18 protein-coding genes and 2 pseudogenes are annotated in these 16,845 nt (G+C 33.5%); 16 read left to right on the top strand and 4 right to left on the bottom strand.

The features are described 5' to 3' along the window. Positions 1 to 722: 722 nt before the first annotated feature. A complete protein-coding gene (locus tag HRG09_RS20680; RefSeq protein WP_174102735.1) occupies positions 723 to 950 on the top strand; it encodes a hypothetical protein in 228 nt (75 codons plus the stop codon). Between the two features lie 84 nt (positions 951 to 1,034). On the opposite strand, the gene HRG09_RS20675 is transcribed toward HRG09_RS20680, so the two are convergent. Then, positions 1,035 to 2,360 (bottom strand): ArsB/NhaD family transporter, encoded by a 1,326-nt coding sequence (locus tag HRG09_RS20675; RefSeq protein WP_174102734.1) that lies wholly within the window; start codon positions 2,358 to 2,360, stop codon positions 1,035 to 1,037. A 247-nt stretch (positions 2,361 to 2,607) separates the two neighbouring features. Between HRG09_RS20675 and HRG09_RS20670 the strand changes: the two genes are divergently transcribed. Together HRG09_RS20670 and bshB2 are read left to right on the top strand one after the other, a co-directional pair. Beyond that, positions 2,608 to 2,958, top strand: a complete 351-nt coding sequence (locus HRG09_RS20670; protein WP_000407035.1) for a YojF family protein — start codon at positions 2,608 to 2,610, stop codon at positions 2,956 to 2,958. Between the two features lie 15 nt (positions 2,959 to 2,973). After that, positions 2,974 to 3,636 (top strand): bacillithiol biosynthesis deacetylase BshB2, encoded by a 663-nt coding sequence (gene bshB2 / locus HRG09_RS20665; protein ID WP_003198867.1) that lies wholly within the window; start codon positions 2,974 to 2,976, stop codon positions 3,634 to 3,636. Between the two features lie 254 nt (positions 3,637 to 3,890). Here the strand turns inward: bshB2 and HRG09_RS20660 are convergent. Together HRG09_RS20660 and HRG09_RS20655 are read right to left on the bottom strand one after the other, a co-directional pair. Beyond that, a pseudogene (locus tag HRG09_RS20660) lies at positions 3,891 to 4,034 on the bottom strand (HoxN/HupN/NixA family nickel/cobalt transporter); the annotation flags it as partial. 11 nt (positions 4,035 to 4,045) lie between these two features. Next, positions 4,046 to 4,660: a TetR/AcrR family transcriptional regulator gene (locus HRG09_RS20655; RefSeq protein WP_174102733.1), complete on the bottom strand. Its 615-nt coding sequence runs from the start codon at positions 4,658 to 4,660 to the stop codon at positions 4,046 to 4,048. Between the two features lie 449 nt (positions 4,661 to 5,109). Here HRG09_RS20655 and HRG09_RS20650 point away from each other — a divergent pair, with 449 nt between their 5' ends. The 9 genes from HRG09_RS20650 (at position 5,110) to arsC (ending at position 11,177) form a co-directional block, all read left to right on the top strand. Then, complete coding sequence (locus HRG09_RS20650; protein ID WP_254610139.1) at positions 5,110 to 5,658, top strand: DinB family protein; 549 nt, start codon at positions 5,110 to 5,112, stop codon at positions 5,656 to 5,658. Positions 5,659 to 5,733: 75 nt separating this feature from the next. Then, the gene (locus HRG09_RS20645) at positions 5,734 to 5,931 is read left to right on the top strand and encodes a DUF3955 domain-containing protein (protein ID WP_174102737.1); all 198 of its coding nucleotides are present in this window, start codon (positions 5,734 to 5,736) and stop codon (positions 5,929 to 5,931) included. A gap of 280 nt (positions 5,932 to 6,211) precedes the next feature. After that, the gene (locus tag HRG09_RS20640; RefSeq protein WP_174102732.1) at positions 6,212 to 6,472 is read left to right on the top strand and encodes a YuzF family protein; all 261 of its coding nucleotides are present in this window, start codon (positions 6,212 to 6,214) and stop codon (positions 6,470 to 6,472) included. 280 nt (positions 6,473 to 6,752) lie between these two features. Then, positions 6,753 to 7,952 carry a multidrug effflux MFS transporter gene (locus HRG09_RS20635; RefSeq protein WP_174102731.1) on the top strand — a complete coding sequence of 400 codons (1,200 nt, stop codon included), beginning with the start codon at positions 6,753 to 6,755 and terminating at the stop codon, positions 7,950 to 7,952. A 115-nt stretch (positions 7,953 to 8,067) separates the two neighbouring features. Then, positions 8,068 to 8,739, top strand: coding sequence for a hypothetical protein (locus tag HRG09_RS20630; protein ID WP_174102730.1), 672 nt, complete (start codon positions 8,068 to 8,070; stop codon positions 8,737 to 8,739). A 157-nt stretch (positions 8,740 to 8,896) separates the two neighbouring features. Beyond that, a complete protein-coding gene (gene arsR, locus HRG09_RS20625; protein WP_000662011.1) occupies positions 8,897 to 9,202 on the top strand; it encodes an arsenical resistance operon transcriptional regulator ArsR in 306 nt (101 codons plus the stop codon). 60 nt (positions 9,203 to 9,262) lie between these two features. Next, a complete protein-coding gene (locus HRG09_RS20620; protein WP_174102729.1) occupies positions 9,263 to 9,700 on the top strand; it encodes an ArsI/CadI family heavy metal resistance metalloenzyme in 438 nt (145 codons plus the stop codon). 18 nt (positions 9,701 to 9,718) lie between these two features. Beyond that, positions 9,719 to 10,756 carry an ACR3 family arsenite efflux transporter gene (gene arsB / locus HRG09_RS20615; RefSeq protein ID WP_174102728.1) on the top strand — a complete coding sequence of 346 codons (1,038 nt, stop codon included), beginning with the start codon at positions 9,719 to 9,721 and terminating at the stop codon, positions 10,754 to 10,756. A 16-nt stretch (positions 10,757 to 10,772) separates the two neighbouring features. Then, complete coding sequence (gene arsC, locus HRG09_RS20610; protein WP_174102727.1) at positions 10,773 to 11,177, top strand: arsenate reductase (thioredoxin); 405 nt, start codon at positions 10,773 to 10,775, stop codon at positions 11,175 to 11,177. Between the two features lie 69 nt (positions 11,178 to 11,246). On the opposite strand, the gene HRG09_RS20605 is transcribed toward arsC, so the two are convergent. Next, positions 11,247 to 11,645, bottom strand: a complete 399-nt coding sequence (locus HRG09_RS20605) for a DUF2871 family protein (protein ID WP_174102726.1) — start codon at positions 11,643 to 11,645, stop codon at positions 11,247 to 11,249. Between the two features lie 382 nt (positions 11,646 to 12,027). Here HRG09_RS20605 and HRG09_RS20600 point away from each other — a divergent pair, with 382 nt between their 5' ends. From HRG09_RS20600 to cntA, 4 genes and pseudogenes are all read left to right on the top strand, one after another. Continuing rightward, positions 12,028 to 12,861, top strand: a complete 834-nt coding sequence (locus HRG09_RS20600; protein WP_174102725.1) for a histidine racemase CntK family protein — start codon at positions 12,028 to 12,030, stop codon at positions 12,859 to 12,861. Positions 12,862 to 12,889: 28 nt separating this feature from the next. Next, on the top strand, positions 12,890 to 13,684 hold the full coding sequence (locus HRG09_RS20595) for a methyltransferase domain-containing protein (RefSeq protein ID WP_174102724.1): 795 nt from the start codon (positions 12,890 to 12,892) through the stop codon (positions 13,682 to 13,684). Positions 13,685 to 13,714: 30 nt separating this feature from the next. Next, positions 13,715 to 15,032, top strand: a pseudogene (locus tag HRG09_RS20590) (opine metallophore biosynthesis dehydrogenase). A gap of 152 nt (positions 15,033 to 15,184) precedes the next feature. After that, the gene (cntA, locus tag HRG09_RS20585) at positions 15,185 to 16,810 is read left to right on the top strand and encodes a staphylopine-dependent metal ABC transporter substrate-binding lipoprotein (protein ID WP_217448119.1); all 1,626 of its coding nucleotides are present in this window, start codon (positions 15,185 to 15,187) and stop codon (positions 16,808 to 16,810) included. Positions 16,811 to 16,845: the final 35 nt, after the last annotated feature.

Below are 16,845 nucleotides of genomic sequence, written 5' to 3'. Positions count from 1 at the left end.
CTCGGAATCGCGATGACGAACTCTTGGTAATTCTTAATCTCAAATGATGGATTTATCATTGTTTGTAATACAATTTAGCTTATATATTCTGCCTAAGAGAGTATACCTTTTCGTTCACTGTTACTTAATTTGTAATTGAAAATCAGAAAATTCCGTAGAAAATCGGTAAGAGTGTACTAACTTAGAGTAAGAAAATATGTGTTTTCTATTTTTTAATACTAGTATTTGGATTACTATTGGAGCAGTAATATATTTCATTTATTCGATGAAACACAGTACTTTAAATGAGGAAACGATTTCGAAAGCACATAATAAAATAGCGAGATAATAACCACAGGAAATGCTATTAATAATCATATCGATAGTTGAGTACCATAGAAGCTGACTTCTGTTGAATACAGAAGTCAGCTTCTTGTTGTTACATAATTTAATTCAGCTAGTTTACTTCCGAATGAAGTTGAGGATAATAAAGCATACATTCCCAAAAATGAAAAACGAGTTGAATTCTCATAAATAATTAACTGTAGGAAGTGAATTTTTTGTTTAGGAGGTACTTTATAATATTAGCTTGATGGGCATGTGGTACTACCATATATATAGATTCATTAAGAGTAAAAACTATGCTATAAATACATTCGATAATATGCATATAATTTGCAGGAAAAAGAATAATGACTGGAGAAATTTTACAACATATGGATTGAAATAAGGAGTCATGTTATATGAATTTAGAAAAAACAAAGCCAGTAAATGAAGAATTAGCGGAGTTAAAAGAACTTGTAAAAGAATTGCATGGTAGTGTGCATCAATTACAAAGTGAAGTTCAACAGCTTAGGCATGAAAGACCGATTGTAGAAGTGAAAAAAGGTGTTCAACTATCACCGGCAATCGTTGGACAAATTGGCGGTATGATTTTAGGAGCACTGGCAATTATCGGGATATTTTGGTAACAAAAAAGTTTGCAGCATATTGCTGCAAACTTTTTTACAGAATTTGTGAGCGGGAAAGCCCACGGGCTTTAGCCGTGGGAGTGGTCAAATTAAATAACGTAAATATATATAAGCATGTGATAATAATAATGCAATGATTGTTAACGGGAAACCAATTTTTAAGAAATTAAGGTAAGAAAATCCATGTCCTTCGCGGTTAGCAATCCCAGCAACAACTACGTTTGCTGATGCCCCAATAAGCGTTCCGTTTCCTCCTAAACAAGCGCCAAGTGATAATGCCCACCATAGTACTTCAATTTGAGGAGAGTCAACAGAAAGTCCAAGTCCTGATGCTAAATCTTGAATAAGCGGAATCATCGTTGCGACAAATGGAATATTATCAATAGTAGCTGATGCCACGCCTGATACCCAAAGGATAAGTATGGCAGCAAAGCCAATATCGCCATTTGTTACATCAATCACTTCTTTTGCGAGGGATGAAATAAGGCCGATATCAATTAATCCGCCAACAAGAACAAAAAGACCGGCAAAGAAGAAAATCGTTACCCATTCTACATGAGCAAATACATCTTCTAATTCGTGTTGTTTCACACTGATCAACATGAGAAGTGTTGCGCCAGTCATCGCGATAACTGCGGCATCTACATGAATAATCGAATGAAGAACAAACCCGAGAATTGTCAAACCTAAAATGGAAAGCGATTTTAGGAGTAAGCTTCGGTCACGAATATAGTCCTTTTCATTTAAAGCCATAAGTTTTGTAATTTGTTCAGGTGTTGTTTTTAATTTTTTACGATACATCAAATAAATAATGCCTAATGTAACAATGGAAATAATAAGTACAATTGGTGCCAAATTGAGCAAAAAGGCATTAAAATCTAAGTGTTTATTAGCAGATCCAATCATGATGTTTGGGGGATCACCAATTAACGTTGCGGTACCACCAATATTTGAAAATAATACTTCTGAAATCAAATAGGGAACAGGTTGTACCTTTAAAATTCGTGTAATCGATAGTGTAACAGGAACGATTAATAAAACGGTCGTTACATTATCTAAAAAGGCAGAACCGACTGCGGTTAGTAGGGATAGAAATAATAAAATTCGAATGGGTTTTCCGCCGGCTGTCTTTGCTGCTTTAATGGCTACATATTCAAATACACCAGATTGGCTCGTAATATGTACGAGAATCATCATCCCGATTAAAAGCGTAATGGTTTCCCACTGAATATGTGATGTGAAAGCAGTATGTAAGTCTACAATTCCCAAAATAATCATAATGGCAGCACCGAACAGTGCAATTACAGCACGGTTCAATTTCTCAGAAATAATAAATCCGTATGTTACTAAAAATACGGCGATCGCAAAATAATATTGCCAATTTGCTACTTCATGTGCTGAATGTTCCAACATGTCACCTTCTTTAAAATATGTATTCAATTGTCGAAATATATCCCTCTGCATAACCACTATTGTAGCAAATTCAAAACGAGAAAGAAAATAATTTGCAAAAGTGAAAAAGATTAATAAATTTCACATGCTATATAAAAATAAAAAACGAAATGCAAATTATTATGCAAAGTGAGCTTTGTCCTCTAATATAGAGATAGCAATTTACATTACTTTTGCGTAAAATGGTTTAAAGAGGTGAAATCCGATGGAAATAGTAAAAGATAGTGCTGTTATTCAACATGAAATCGAACGTTTTGTAAATAAAGATGTATATATTCATTTAGAAACGACAAATGGAGCATACGCTTCACATTTTAATGAAAAAATGATGACAGTTGGAGCATTTATTCGAAATGCAATCATTCGTTTTGAACGCGGGAAAATAACAGGAACAAATCCATACCGAGTAGGTCTTAAAATGGACCATGGCTGGGTATATGCTGAAGGTATTACGCATTGGGAAGTAGACGAGCAAGATCGTCTATTACTAGCAGGACATGACAATAAAGGTCGCTTAGCCGTAGCACTTGAGTTAAGCTTAACGCCATTTAAGTAAGAAGGAGGGGAAAGTATGGAAAGACACGTACTTGTTGTATTTCCGCATCCAGACGATGAATCGTTTGCAGCAGGAGGAACAATTAGTTTATTAAGAAAGCAAGGAGTACCTGTAACATATGCGTGCGGAACGCTTGGACAAATGGGACGTAACATGGGAAAGAATGTGTTTGCAAACCGTGAGACAATTCCAAATATCCGTGAAAAAGAATTAAAAGATGCATGTGAAGCGATGGGCATTGAGGATTTAAGAATGCTTGGTTTTCATGATAAAACATTAGAATTTGAAGATGTAGACTTTGTAGCAGATAAAATTGAAACGGTAATTCGCGATGTGCAGCCATCACGAATTATTACATTCTATCCAGAGCACGGTGTTCACCCAGACCATGATGCATTCGGTCGTGCTACAGTTCGTGCAGTATCACGTATGCCAAAAGAAACGCGTCCGGTTATTCATGCAGTTGCAATTACAAAAAATCGTGAAGAAGTATTAGGTGAACCAGATGTTGTTAACAACATTAGTGAAGCATTTGAACAAAAATTAGCAGCTTTACGTGCGCATCGTTCGCAAACAGAAGCGATGTTAGAAGAAACGGAAGTAAAACTGCAAAACAAAGATGCTGCAACATTAAAATGGTTACAAATTGAACAATTTTGGACTTATAAATGGGAGTAGGTTAGAAGAGCTTCTTCTAGTCTTCCTTACATACGAAAACGATGTCATATTGTGGCGTCGTTTTTTCTGTTAGATAGGCACTTCCTGGGGGCATACCACATATCCATCAAGCTAAAATTTTATAGTACCCCCAGAACGAAATTTTGTGCGTAACAAAAAAGCTCATTTATTCGTTTTGGGAGTATTTAATTTCGTTAGGTTGATGGCGATGTGGCGGGACCCCTATAAGACTCCAAAAAGGCCCCTCTAAATTATAGTTTTCGAACAGTATTATCAATTGCGACAATATAATCACTATCAAACGCATGGCGCAACCCTAAAGAATAAGCAATAACAGCCAATCCAAGTGTACTGGAATCTTTATACAGTGCAGGTAATAATAAAAGGATTCCCAACACAGTTGCTCCTTCTAGCGCTCATTAAAAAATGTAAAACCCACTGCACCAAAGGGTCCTTTAGTCATAAGCTTCACTAAGTGTTGTGCAGTATATTTCGGTGAATATTTCATGTCATTTTGAAGCCACCAAATTGCCATCCCAACAACACAGGAAGTGAAGAAACGCAATACCATATCCTTTGGAATATCTGAGTCATGTTCTCCAATTTTAAGCTCAATGTAATTTCGTTCAAGGTTATCCATAATAGTCTGCTGCATTTGTAGGTTAAAATCATGAATGCCATGAGGCCCAAACATGGTTTTATAAAAGTCTACATGTTTTACTATACACTCAAATATTGATTGTAAAACTTCTTCGAGTTTCGAAAGATCTATTTGATGTCCCTGCACATGGGCATATAGGACCATCTTACTTGTCAACTCTTCTAGTGCACCCTCGCTAAGCTTTGTTAACAAATCTTGTTTATCCCTGTAGTGCGAGTAAAATGTTGCCCGATTGATGAGTGCCTCATCTGCGATGTCTTGAATGGTAATAGCACCGTATCCCTTTTCCGCTATCAGTTTGATAAAAGCATCATTTATAAATTTCTTTGTTCGAATAATCCGCAGATCCGCTTTTTTCAACATCTTTTACCTCCCTGTTCGTTATTGTCATTATAGACAACAGATTTCATCATTTTGTTTCTTATCTTACATTTATGCCTTAAATGTAAATTGAAATTTGTGGAAAAAACGATATAATTCCATTATAAACAACATGAATTTATTATAAAAGACACATTGTTCGTTATCTGTCTTTTTGTTAACAGATACATGGACTTTTAAAGAAAGTTATGTGAAATGTAAAGGAATCAGTTTATTCGATATTAAAAACAATATCAATTCACCTTTAGTAAGGAATTATTTTATTAAGGATGACAAAGAAATCCAAGGTGAATTATTTCATTATGTACGTGGGGTTATCGAAAATTATAGTTGGTGTTTGTTTAGCGGAAAGAATTTTACTAACTATAATATTAAGTTAGTGTGCTATTCACAACTTATAGAAACTTTAACTAACATACACAGGGGGAATTATGCAGAGCATTTACATGACTAATCACTTTAACAAAATTTATCAACAAAGAGAAGCATTCGCTAATGAAATACAGCATTTCAAAAACAAAGAATGGGAACGACCTTGTAAGGATAAGTGGTCTTTTGGAGAAACATATTATCATTTATACTTAATGGTCAGGCGATTTCGACAATTAAATAAGTTATATTTACCACTGTCTAGACCAATTGCTGTAGCAAGAAAAAAGTTACCTTACAAAACCCATAGTAAGGACATATATACTGAATATAAAGAGAAACACAATAAACCAATGAAAGCACCTTTTATTTTGCTACCACCTAAAGGAATAGAAGGTAAAATTTCATTTGAAAGATTAATTAAAGGGCTAGATAATGAAACGAAGAATTTAGAAAAAATACTTTCTAAAATAGAAGATGACATTGCTGGCCACATACGTTTCCCTGATCCAATCGCTCATAATCCAAACTTAATACAAAGTATTCATTTAATAGCTATACATGAAAAACAACATTTCTTTTTATGCAAAAAATATTATAACTTAAATTAATGTGTCTCTATTGAAGATATACTAATTTATTTGGGTCTGGTGGAAATATATGAAGAATAACATGGAGGTTTTAAAATAAAAAAATATATTCTAACTTTAATACCATTTATTTTAGGACTAGGGTTTGTAGTTAGTTATAATACTATCGGAGCTAAAGTTGCATCGGATGGTACTCTTGTGGAACCATTCTATTTACTACCAATAGGGTATTCATTTCTAGCTATCGGTATTCTTAGTCTTTTTGTAAGTAAAATGAAAAAAGTTAATAAATAGACTAAATAAGAAGACCAAACTAGAAAAATAATTTAATTCGGTCTTCTTATTATTTTAAATTCATTAATAATCGACTTTTTCACATCACTATAGAATGAATCGATATAACTCTTCAGCAAATAAAGATAACTCTTGTTTTTGGTGCATATTCATAAAAAGCACGTCACTCTTTCTCATTAACATAAGAGAATAGTAATGTGCTTTTGACTTCAAAAATAGTCTAAATCCTTAAGTTGCATACCACATACACTACAGCAAATCTTGAAAAGAGGGGGCAACTATGTATTATTCATATGAAGATGTGTTCGGTTATTTTCGAGATGGTTATGAGATAAGTGGTGATGTGGTTGCACTTGTTGACCCATATGTTGTACAAACATTGCAATCCATAGTTGGAAAAAGAATTGTAGTGGAAACAATCCGTGGCAGTGTAAATGGGACGCTAAGAAGTATAAAGCCAGATCATGTTGTATTAGAAGAAAATGAAATACCGGTATTTGTGAGAATTCAGCAGATTGTGTGGTTTACAACTGAAAAATAGAGATGCTTTGTAGACGGAATATGAGAATGAAACGAAGAGCCTACTATTTGATTAGTAGGTTTTTTATATACAAAAACTCATAATATATGTTAATCTTTATAAATAGAAGCAATGAAAAATTAATATTAATTCATACCCTCCTATAGGTATTAACATGAAGCAATCGAGGTGTTTCGTTTGTTGTTTTATGATCGTATTTCGATAATGGCCCCTCCAGTTCCGTAGCGAAGAAAAGCTCTAAATATCTGAGATTTTCTAAGTTATAGGAGGGTATTAGAAAATGAAAAAAGTCTCAGTACCATCATTATGGTTAATGATTATTCTTGTGGCATTCCCACAAATTAGTGAAACAATTTACACACCATCTTTACCAGATATTTCGAAAGCGTTGCATGTCAGTAATAATGCTACGCAGCTAACGCTAAGCATTTACTTTGCAGGATTTGCTTTAGGAGTGTTTTGCTGGGGATGGTTGTCTGATATAATCGGGCGTCGTCCTGCGATGATTTGGGGAATTGTAACTTATGGTGTCGGTAGTTTATTATGTTACTTGGCCAATTCAATTGAATTATTGCTACTTAGTCGTTTTGTACAAGCTTTTGGAGCAAGTACTGGTTCAGTTGTTACACAAACCATTCTTCGTGAAAGTGTAGATGGGCATAAACGACATGTCATGTTTGCACAAATTTCAGCAGTCATTGCATTCACACCAGCTATTGGCCCGTTAATTGGTGGTTGGATTGATCAAATATTTGGATTTAGAAGTGTTTTTCTTACTTTAGTTTTGATAAGTATTGGGCTATTGGTTTGTACTTGTATGAACTTGCCAGAAACTCGTAAGAATGTAACGGCAAATAGAATCAATATTTTTGCTATAATAAAACGAATGATTCGAGATCCAAAAGTAGTAACATTTGGTGTGCTAATTGGAGGAACAAACGGTATAGTATTTAGCTATTACGCTGAAGCACCGTTTATCTTTATCGAGCATTTTAATCTATCACCTGGTGTATTTGGTTTTTTAGGTATTGTAGTAGCTTGCGCTTCCATTATTGGAGCGCAAATTTCAAAGCGATTACTTTTAGTTTATAAACCAGAAAAGATTATTTATATAGGTTGCATCGTAATGACGGGAGGAGCTACTATTTTATCAACTGTTGCTTTTACTGGAACGATTGCAAATATGATATATATGATTCTTTTTCTTGTAGCTATATTTATATTGCTATTAGGAATAGGGATTGCTTTGCCGAATTGTTTAAGCTTAGCGTTAGTAGATTTCCAGGACGTTATTGGAACAGCAGGTGCTATATTTAGTTTGGGATATTATGTAATTGTTACAATTACGATATGGGGAATGAGTCAGTTGCATACAGGTTCTTTACTTGTTATGCCTGTATATTTTCTTCTACTTGTAATTGTGATGACGGTGTTAAGTCGAATGTTTATTTATAAGGCTAAAGCTATAGAATCTGCTTAATGTATAGAAAGGGTCTCATAGAGATTATGAGACTCTTTTTTTCTTTTGGATATAAATGTAAAAGGTTGTTGTGTGTGTTAAACTATAAAACATATAAATAGTAGGAGGGAATTTTATGAAAAAAGTGTATTGGTCAAAGTTAACTCTTTTCGCTTTGTTTCTATTTCTGCTAATCCCTACTAGTAGTGTTGCTTATGGAAAAACTATATCTACGGCATCTGATTCAATAGAAAAAAAGAATAATGGAAAGCCGTATATGGAATTGTACAGTCAAACAGGAGATCTAATAAAGTCTTATTCCCAAGAAGAAATGAATGAACTAAAACAGCAAATTATTGCCCCAGATATTTATAAAATTCCTGAAGGTGATGGGGAGCCCTTTGGTTACTCTATGGACGCAAATGGGAATATGATAAGTTCTAGCAATAAGGAGCTTCTTAATGTTCACCGGGCTGCAATAGAGAATGTAAAAGAAGCTGGATTATCGGTTTATAACTATGAGAAAACAGAATTTAAAGGTCATGTGTGGATTGGACAAGGAAGAGATTACCATAAACCGAAAAATATAGTTGTGGAAGCGAAAAGGAAATTTTCAGAAATGAAGATTCAAATATTGCATGAAGAATCAGAAATAGGAAGCGTCAAAATTGGGAATTTTGTTGGTGTATTAAATGTCCCTGTCGCACCTTTAACGGAACAATCAGGTAATGTGAAAATCAAATTTATCAATAAAAATGGAAAGTGGAAAGATGTTTATTTGAATGGTGGACAAGTATATTTTGAATAAGGATGGGGAAAAAGGAGTGGGAAATCCCTCCTTTTTTAGATTCATAAACTACAATTCAACCTATAAATCAATTTTTTTTGATGTATAGGTTGAATTGTAGTTAGAATGATGTATATAATATAAATATCAAAAAAAGTTGATAAAGGGAGTGAAGCGCGTGAAAGAAAACTTCGGACAGTTTGAAAAGAAGTTTAAAGCTCTTGCAGACAAAAAAAGATTAGAGATCATGTACGAGTTATGTCAACGTGGACAGACTTGTGTGTGTGATTTGACGGAAGTATTTGGAATTTCACAATCTAAACTTTCGTATCATTTAAAAATATTACTTGATGCAAATTTAATTGTAAAAGAAACAAAGGGAACATGGAGCTATTATGATTTAAATGATGAAGAAGTGAATAATTTGTTGTCGGAAGAACTTTGTTGTGTGTTCCGAAAAACTGGCAGAGGTAGTTGCTGCTGAGTTTTTTATGTTAAATAAATCAAAAAAAATTGATTAATTAAAGTGAGGGAGGAATAGGATATGCAATATGTACATGTGGGGATCAATGTGACGAATTTGGAAAAGTCAATTGAATTTTACAGTAAGGTATTTGGAGTAACACCAGTGAAAGTAAAAGAAGATTACGCGAAGTTTTTATTGGAAAGTCCAGGGCTAAATTTCACTTTAAATGTAAGAGATGAAGTAAAAGGAAGCCAGGTCAATCATTTTGGTTTCCAAGTAGAGAATCAAGAAGAAATCATCATGCATAAAGAGCGTTTAGACAAGGAGGGTTTCTTTGCTCGTGAGGAAATGGATACGACTTGTTGCTACGCCGTGCAAGATAAGTTTTGGGTAACGGATCCTGACGGGAATGAATGGGAGTTTTTCTATACGAAGGCTGATAGTGAAATTCATAAAATAGAAACGTCCTGTGTAAGTTCTGATGAAAAGAATATCAATTCAACTTCATGTTGTTAAAACAAAAAAGGAGAAAAAATGAAACGATTATCGTTTTTAGATCAATTTTTAACCCTTTGGATTTTTCTTGCGATGATAGTGGGAATTGCAATAGGGTATCTATCACCTGGTTTTGTGGATGGAATGAATCGGTTACAGGTAGGAACAACCTCTATTCCGCTTGCAATTGGTTTAATTCTGATGATGTATCCGCCGCTTGCAAAAGTTCGTTATGAAGAGATAGGGCACGTTTTTAAAGATGTAAAAGTACTCATATTATCGCTTGTACAAAACTGGATTATTGGTCCTGTCCTTATGTTTGTTTTAGCCATTATATTTTTACAAGATAAGCCAGAATATATGGTAGGGCTCATCATGATTGGCTTAGCACGTTGTATTGCAATGGTTATCGTTTGGAACGACTTAGCAAAAGGTGATACGGAGTATGCGGCAGGGTTAGTTGCTTTTAACTCTGTATTCCAAATGTTATTTTTCTCAGTATACGCTTATGTGTTTGTAACAGTCATTCCAGAATGGTTAGGAATTGAAGGAGCTGTTGTGGATATTACAATGGCAGAGGTTGCAAAGTCAGTCTTTATTTACTTAGGAGTTCCTTTTATCGCTGGCATGTTAACGCGTTTAATTTTTGTAAAAGTAAAAGGTCGAGAGTGGTATGAAAAAGTATTCATTTCAAAGATTAGTCCAATTACATTAGTCGCATTATTATTTACAATCATTGTGATGTTCTCATTAAAAGGTGAAGTCATTGTTAGCGTACCATTCGATGTTGTACGTATCGCGATTCCATTGCTCATTTATTTTGTATTGATGTTCTTTGTTTCTTTCTTTATGGGCAAGAAAATTGGTGCAAGTTATGGAGTAACAACAACATTAGCGTTTACAGCTGGAAGTAATAACTTTGAATTAGCAATCGCTGTAGCTGTAGGGGTATTTGGAATTCAATCTGGAGCAGCATTTGCGGCAGTTATTGGGCCTTTAGTTGAGGTGCCCGTTATGATAGCACTTGTAAATGTAGCACTATGGTTTCAGAAAAAATACTTTCAAAAACAATCATAATAAAGGTGGAATTCATATGGAAAAGAAAAAAACGATTTACTTTTTATGTACGGGTAACTCTTGTCGCAGCCAAATTGCAGAAGGATTTGGAAAGAAATATTTGGGCGACAAATGGAATGTATATTCTGCAGGGATTGAAGCGCATGGCGTGAATCCAAATGCTATTAAGGCAATGAAAGAAGTAGATGTCGATATCACTGGGCAAACATCTGATATGATTAATCGTGACATTTTAAATAAAGCAGATCTTGTTGTTACACTTTGCGGTCATGCAAACGATGTGTGCCCGACTACACCTTCGCATGTAAAACGTGTTCACTGGGGATTTGATGACCCAGCAGGGCAAGAATGGTTAGTATTCCAACGTGTTCGTGATGAGATTGGTGAGCGAATTAAGAAGTTTGCTGAAACAGGGGAATAATCTATATAGAAACGGGGCTGTCTTTTAAAAGACAGCCCCGTTCTATTTTTGGTGATGTTTTGTTACACATTACATTTTGAATGATTTTTTTAATAGAATCATAAACCAAACTAGGGTAAAACCAATGAGAGAATGAGAGAATCCGATTATGTAGGTTAATTCTTTAAAATTAGCACCATTAAGTTGAAGAAGCCCTCGAGTTGCCAATGAAGAGAGGGTTAAAATTAATCCGACATTATGGACGATGAACCAACTATTAAAGCCCTTCACTTTATGAAATGAAAATGATTTTGCTAATGCAAGGGCGATTAAGAAAAATAAAAAACCGAGTACGAGCGTATGAGTATGTAAAAGGTTCAGCAGTGTAGATCCTAGAATACCCTTTGATTTTGCGTATTCTCTAGCGAATACACCTGATAATAAACCAATGACTAAATATACGAACGATGCATAATATAATTTTTTCATTTTATACCTCCTGAAGTAGAATTCGTAATGTTCATTTTTGATTCGTAAATTCCTATTGTATTTTCAAATGTTATATAGCAAAAACTCCTAGTTGCCCAGGAGTCATGTTATATCAGATTAAAAATTATTTTATCATAATTATAAGGTATTTGATTATATGAAATAATCGAACTTTTTGTGAACAAAAAGAGAGTGTAAGAATTAGATTTAAAGAAAACGGCTCTTCATCGGCCTCAGAAGCATCCAATTAATTTAAGAATAAATATTGACACCATAAAAATTATGATATAATCTATTCCCGTAATGTAAAACGTAATGATTACTGTTTTCATTTAGTTGGACAAAGGAAATCAATAAAAATATGACGTAAAGGATAAGTGAGATGACACAGGAAATAGAGTTTATAAAATTTAATCCAACTCAAAATATGACGATTCTCGTTAAGACTAATCATCCAGTTATAGAGTATAAGACGATTGCAAAAAAAATTATGTCGTATGACAGCGTGTATGCAGAACAAGTAGGATTTATAGAAGAATCTACAAAGTATGAAGCCGACGCACATCTACAAATGGCTGGAGGTGAGTTCTGTGGTAACGCCTGTATGGCATTAGCAGCTTTTATTGCATCTAAAAAAGGACTGAAACACAATGATTTATCGGAGATATTATTAGAAGTTTCGGGTACAGACGAACTCATAGTGTGTCAAGTGAGAAGAGAGTTAGAGGAATATTATTGTCAAGTTACTATGCCTATCCCTAAAGAGATAGAACAGAAAACTATAAAGCATGAAGGAAATGATTTAGACATTGTTATAGTAAATTACCATGATTCTATTCATATTGTGATAGAAGTAGAGGTTATTAGTGAAGAAGTGAGAAAAAAAGCCCAAACATTAGCAAAATCACTGGCATTAACCTTAGACACTAAATTGATAGGTATCTTATTGTATAAATCAAATTCTAATGAATTGTCTCCACTTATCTATGTTCCACATCTTGATAGTATGGTATGGGAAAGGGGATGTGGTTCAGGTACTGCCTCTTTAGGAGCTTATTTGGCTTGGAAAAATCAAAAGGAGGTGGTTGCACATGTAAGACAACCTGGTGGAACTATTACTGTTGTCGCCAACTGGCATAAAGAAGAGTTAACAAGTCTTAAAATTGAAGGAGGTGTTGGGATAGTAGCACAAGGAAAAGCATTTATAACTGTTTAACTATTACATTGTATTGGAGAGAAAATGAATGAATGACTTAGGGGATTTTCTGAAATATTTGAGTAATTACCTAGAGAAATTTACTGCCTTGATAGGAAGGTATGATCACACTATCAATGATTGTTTGGAGTTAGAGACCTTAATAGATGAATACTCACACTTTATTATAAACACAAGGAACAAAGAAATATGGGAGAAATTGCAGCAACAAGAACACTGTGATTTGAACCAACTTGCGGTGTCTTTAAGAGAAAAATCAGCGCTTTGTGTAGCTATTATGGAAAAATATCGTGCATTAAAGCTTCTTAGTGGAGTTGCTGAAATAACAGATTACTTTAAGAATATAGAATCATGTATTGAAAAGGAATTTGGTAGTTTTCAAATTACTTCTGATTCCAAAGTATTACTAGTAGGGGCTGGCTCATTTCCAATGACACCAATATTAATTGCTAAGCGAACTGGAGCTGAGGTTGTTGGCATAGATATTGATGATGAGGCTATCAAATTTGGATTAAACGTTGTAGAAAGAATAGGTGCAGGATTAAATATTAGATTAGAAAGAGTACCAGTAGAAAATCTTGATTTTACAAGAGATGCGACTCATATCATTTTTAGTTCAACTGTTAAAGATAAATATGACATACTAGAACAATTACATACATTAACAAATGATAATGTAGTGGTGGCTATGAGATATGGTAATCAGTTAAAGTCTCTATTTAATTACCCTTCGAGGGAAGTTGATAAACAAAAATGGAATAAAGTTGATGATATATTGCGTCCAGATGATGTGTTTGATATTGAGTTGTATCAAAAAGTTTAAATTGCTTACTTATGAGAAAGGAAAGATTTTATGAATGCTTTTAAGCGTGTCTTAATATTAGGAACTGGTCCTACATCTATTCAACTTGCTGTAAATTTAAAAAAGAAATTGAAAAGTGACGTAGGGATTGCTGGAAGAGAATCAGCTCGTTCAGAGAACTTTTTTTCGGCTCTTAAACAAAGTAATCATCTAATTCGTGTAAGTATTCAAAATGAACAACATCGAAATATGGAAGGTGAATGCTTCGTTGATCAAGTTTTTAAAGGGTATGAAACTATTAAAGGTAATTGGGATACCATTATTTTCTCTGTAACAACGGATGCGTATATTGAAGTAATAAAGCAGATTAATAAAGAGCTTTTGAAACAAGTAAGGTGTATTGTTTTAGTTTCTCCGACTTTTGGTTCAAATAGCTTAATAAGTAATTATATGAATCGTATTAATTCGGGAGCAGAAATTATTAGTATTTTCTACATATTATGGGGATACACGTTGGATGGAAGATAGCCCTTCTAGTCATGTTTTGACAACAGCGATTAAGAAAAAAATCTATATAGGATCGACGAATTATCCATCTAAAAATGTCGACATGTTTTGTAAGGCATATGAACAATTAGGCATTATTCTAGAAATCATGAAATCTCCAATTGAGGCAGAAACAAGAAATATTTCTTTGTATGTTCACCCACCATTATTTATGAATGATTTTTCGTTAAGTGCGATATTTGGAGATTTAGATACCCGAAAATTTGTGTATAAAATTTACCCTGAGGGTCCAATTACACAATATTTAATACGTGATATGCTGGCCCAATGGAAGGAAATTATGAATATTGTAGAAAAAATGAAGATTAAAAGACTTAATTTGTTGAAATTCATGACAGATGATAATTATCCAGTAAGATTGGAAAGTCTATCTCGACAAGATATAGAAAATTTTAATCATTTAGAAGATATCCATCAAGAATATTTATTGTATATTCGTTATTCCTCATTATTAATTGATCCTTTTTCAGAACCAGATAAGGATGGAAAATATTTTGATTTTTCAGCTGTTCCAATTAGAAAAATGTTTGTCAACAGAGAAGGGTATTGGGATATCCCGAGAATGCCTAAGGAAGACTATTATCGTATTAAAATAATACAAGGAATTGCAAAATATTTAAGTTTAAATTGTCCAACAATAGATAAATTTATTAAGACATACGAGAGTAAAATTGAAAAAGTTGCTCAATTCTATAAAGGAGAATTATTATCTAATGCATATTATATTCAAAGTTTCGATGAAGATTTGAATATGATTTGTAGTGAAATAGAAAAAAATATTGGAGAGAAAATGGTGGAATAAACTTTCACTTAAAGTAAATCACCACACTATTCAAATCGTAATGATTACTATTTTCATATCTTTGATTAATATGTTTGGAGCGTCAATCATAGTTAAATAGCAAAAATAAATTACATCTAAATTAAGAAGACGAAAGGGAGAGGAATACTTTGTTGATTAAAAGATTTAAGGTAGCGATTCTAGTTTTTTCAGTCTTATGCCTTCTAGCTGCTTGCTTTATAATTTTGAAAAGCTCAGATAGCAAGAAAAAGGAAGGTGATCATTCAATAAGTAACAAAAAAGAATTAACTTATGCAGTATCTAAAGATATTAATGATATGAATCCGCATTTGTATACAGGTTCAATGTCCGCTCAAGGAATGGTATATGAATCATTAGTTGAAAATACAAAAGAAGGGATTAAGCCTTTACTTGCTAAATCATGGGAGATATCAAAAGATGGAAAAATATATACTTTTCATCTAAGGAAAGACGTGAAATTTCATGATGGGGAACCATTTAATGCAGAAGCAGTGAAAAAAAATATTGATGCTATACAAAATAATGCAGAAAAGCATTCATGGATTAAACTATCAACAAAAATAGTAGCTTGTAATGTGGTGAATGAATATACAGTTGAATTGGTGCTATCAGAAGCATATTATCCAACTCTAGTTGAATTGTCTATGACTAGACCTTATGTATTTATATCACCTAAAAATTTTGTAAATGGGAAAACAAAAGATGGTGTAAATGGATATAACGGTACAGGTCCATATATTCTCGATGAACATAAAATCAATGAATCCGCAACTTTTAAAGCAAATGAAAACTATTGGGGTGGCTTACCTAAAATTAAGAAGATAACTTCTAAAGTTCTACCAGCAGGGGAAACAACATTTTTAGCATTACAAAAAGGAGAAGTTAATTTTGCTTTCACAGATGATAGAGGTGCAGACAGTATTGATGTTGAGGCAATGAAGCAATTGATTGATTCAGGCAGCTATAAAATTACTAGAAGTGAAGCAATGAATACGAAAATGATCGTGGCTAATAGTAGTAAATCTCATAATCCAGTAAGTGAAAAAGCTGTTCGCGAGGCTATTTGGTACGCTATTGATAGAGAAACAATTACTAAGGATATTTTAAATAATACCGAAACAGTAGCTAATACACTGTTCTCTTCTAATGTTAAATATGCAGATGTTCCATTGAAGAAACGAGGCTATGATTTAGAAAAAGCAAAAGAAATTTTAAAAAAAGCAGGCTGGGTATTGGAAGGTGATGCTGTTGTTAGAACTAAAGACGGTAATAAACTAGCAATGAATCTTTATTATGATAGTAATTCTCCTTCCCAAAAAGCAGAGGCTGAATTTATTCAAAGTTCGTTAAAAAGTATAGGTATTCAATTAAAAATTATTGGTGAAGAATCAACTTCAATCGCTAATAGAAGGTCAACAGGGGACTATGACTTATTATTCAATCAAACATGGGGACTAGCGTATGATCCACAAAGTACAATAGCTGGTTTTACTTCCAATGCTTCTTATTTGCATACTACAAGTGGTATTGCAAAGGCAGATGAGCTTTACAATAAAATTGCTGAGGTTATGGTATCTACGAATGAGGCAGAACGAAAACAATTGTATGCTGATATTTTAAAAACTGTTCATGATGAAGCAGTCTTTATTCCAATTTCATATGGTCGTGTCACTGTAGTTGCTCCCAAAAACTTAAAAGACATTTCATTTAAGCAAACACAATATGAGTTACCATTTGAGAGAATGAACTTTAAATAAAGATATAGAGGGGGATTTTCCCCCTTTTATTAAAA

Source organism: Bacillus sp. Xin1, assembly GCF_013314535.1.
Taxonomy (GTDB): Bacteria; Bacillota; Bacilli; order Bacillales; family Bacillaceae_G; genus Bacillus_A.
Note: the sequence above shows the minus strand (reverse complement) of the source record. Positions and strands in the feature narration are given on the sequence as shown.

What these genes read in the sequence shown, in the direction of transcription:
- HRG09_RS20680 (WP_174102735.1), top strand. Translation starts at nt 723, where the DNA reads ATGAATTTAGAAAAAACAAAGCCAGTAAATGAAGAATTAGCGGAGTTA.
- HRG09_RS20670 (WP_000407035.1), top strand. Translation starts at nt 2,608, where the DNA reads ATGGAAATAGTAAAAGATAGTGCTGTTATTCAACATGAAATCGAACGT.
- bshB2 (WP_003198867.1), top strand. Translation starts at nt 2,974, where the DNA reads ATGGAAAGACACGTACTTGTTGTATTTCCGCATCCAGACGATGAATCG.
- HRG09_RS20655 (WP_174102733.1), bottom strand. Translation starts at nt 4,660, where the DNA reads ATGTTGAAAAAAGCGGATCTGCGGATTATTCGAACAAAGAAATTTATA.
- HRG09_RS20650 (WP_254610139.1), top strand. Translation starts at nt 5,110, where the DNA reads ATGCAGAGCATTTACATGACTAATCACTTTAACAAAATTTATCAACAA.
- HRG09_RS20640 (WP_174102732.1), top strand. Translation starts at nt 6,212, where the DNA reads ATGTATTATTCATATGAAGATGTGTTCGGTTATTTTCGAGATGGTTAT.
- HRG09_RS20635 (WP_174102731.1), top strand. Translation starts at nt 6,753, where the DNA reads ATGAAAAAAGTCTCAGTACCATCATTATGGTTAATGATTATTCTTGTG.
- HRG09_RS20630 (WP_174102730.1), top strand. Translation starts at nt 8,068, where the DNA reads ATGAAAAAAGTGTATTGGTCAAAGTTAACTCTTTTCGCTTTGTTTCTA.
- HRG09_RS20620 (WP_174102729.1), top strand. Translation starts at nt 9,263, where the DNA reads ATGCAATATGTACATGTGGGGATCAATGTGACGAATTTGGAAAAGTCA.
- arsB (WP_174102728.1), top strand. Translation starts at nt 9,719, where the DNA reads ATGAAACGATTATCGTTTTTAGATCAATTTTTAACCCTTTGGATTTTT.
- arsC (WP_174102727.1), top strand. Translation starts at nt 10,773, where the DNA reads ATGGAAAAGAAAAAAACGATTTACTTTTTATGTACGGGTAACTCTTGT.
- HRG09_RS20605 (WP_174102726.1), bottom strand. Translation starts at nt 11,645, where the DNA reads ATGAAAAAATTATATTATGCATCGTTCGTATATTTAGTCATTGGTTTA.
- HRG09_RS20600 (WP_174102725.1), top strand. Translation starts at nt 12,028, where the DNA reads ATGACACAGGAAATAGAGTTTATAAAATTTAATCCAACTCAAAATATG.
- HRG09_RS20595 (WP_174102724.1), top strand. Translation starts at nt 12,890, where the DNA reads ATGAATGACTTAGGGGATTTTCTGAAATATTTGAGTAATTACCTAGAG.